This is a genomic window from Pseudomonas sp. GM_Psu_1, assembly GCF_026544185.1.
GTDB lineage: Bacteria > Pseudomonadota > Gammaproteobacteria > Pseudomonadales > Pseudomonadaceae > Chryseomonas > Chryseomonas oryzihabitans.
In genome coordinates this window covers 1-1562 of the sequence record NZ_JALNUX010000034.1, presented here as the reverse complement: position 1 = coordinate 1562, position 1562 = coordinate 1, and the positions used below count along the sequence as shown (strand labels likewise).

Here is a 1562-nt window from a genome sequence, read left to right as displayed (position 1 = left end):
TCTGGCGGTGGATGCCTTCGACCGCCACGCCCTGGGCCGCAAGCCCCAGGCCCAGGTACAGGAGCCCGGCTTCAAGTACAACCTCTCGGACATCCACGCTGCCCTGGCATTGGTACAACTGGATCGCTTAGATGACATCAACAAGCGCCGCTGGCTGCTGGCCCAGGCCTATATTCTGCGTCTTGCGCATCTACCGGTCGCCCCCCTTTCGCTGCCCGACTACGCCCAGACCCACGCCTGGCACCTCTACATCCTGCGCATCTGCCCCGAGCGGTGCGGTATGGAGCGCGAAGCCTTCATGGCCGGCCTCAAGGCCCGCGGAATCGGCACCGGCATCCATTTCACCGCCACCCACCTGCATCCCTGGTACCGCGAGCGTTGGCCGACGCTTTCGCTGCCCAACAGCGAATGGAATTCGGCACGGCTGTGCTCTATCCCTCTCTTCCCGGACATGACGCTAGATGACATCGACCGCGTGGTCACTGCCATCGAAGACGTACTTGCCATAGGTACAGCCTAACCGGTGATCCGGCATCTCGTATCCCAGTGAAGCAATACTCAGAACCTGTTGGAGAAGGCGTATGAAGCCCTATGCCATCGATAAGCTGTCCGTGGTGATCCCCGTCTACAACGAAGAAGCCAGCCTGCCGGAACTCCTGCGCCGAACCCGCGCCGCCTGCCGCCTGCTGGATTGCCAAGTGGAGATCATCCTGGTCGACGACGGCAGTCGCGACCGCAGCGCCGAACTCCTGCAGCAGGCCGCCAGCGAGCCGGACAGCCCGGTCGTGGCGGTGCTGCTCAATCGCAACTACGGCCAGCACTCGGCGATCCTCGCCGGCTTCGAGCAGGCCCGCGGCGATCTGATCATCACCCTGGACGCCGACCTGCAAAATCCGCCGGAAGAAATCCCACGCCTGGTGCACACCGCCGCCCAGGGCTACGACGTGGTCGGCACCGTGCGCCAGCAGCGCCAGGATTCCTACCTGCGCACCCTGCCGTCGCGGCTGATCAACCGCGCCGTGCAGCGCTCCACCGGCGTCGCCATGCGCGACTACGGCTGCATGCTGCGCGCCTATCGCCGCCAGGTGGTGCAGTCGATGCTGGCTTGCCACGAGCGCAGCACCTTCATCCCGATCCTGGCCAACAGCTTCGCCCGCCACACCACCGAAATCGAGGTGGCCCACGCCGAGCGCGAGCACGGGGATTCCAAGTACGGCTTGCTCAAGCTCATCCACCTGATGTTCGACCTGCTGACCTGCATGACCACCACCCCGCTGCGCATGCTCAGCCTGTTCGGCGCTGGTCTGGCACTGTTCGGCTTCTTCTTTGCTGCCCTGCTGCTCTTCCTGCGCCTCACCCATGGCGCTGATTGGGCAGCCGATGGCGTGTTCTCGCTGTTCGCCATCCTGTTCATTTTCACCGGCGCCCAATTCCTCGGCCTCGGTCTGCTCGGTGAGTACCTTGGCCGGGTTTACAACGATGTCCGTGCGCGACCGCGATTCCACATCGAGCAAATCATAAGTGCGCCTGGCACCTCCCCATCGCCGGCACCGCTTCGCCAA

At 64.1% G+C, this 1562-nt stretch carries 2 protein-coding genes; both read left to right on the top strand.

Going from position 1 to position 1562, the window contains the following annotated elements:
* Positions 1 to 520: DegT/DnrJ/EryC1/StrS family aminotransferase (locus OXS31_RS23320; protein WP_267402353.1), on the top strand; the 520-nt coding region annotated here is incomplete at its 5' end.
* Positions 521 to 581: 61 nt separating this feature from the next.
* On the top strand, positions 582 to 1562 hold a 981-nt coding region (arnC, locus tag OXS31_RS23315), incomplete at its 3' end, for an undecaprenyl-phosphate 4-deoxy-4-formamido-L-arabinose transferase (protein WP_267402351.1).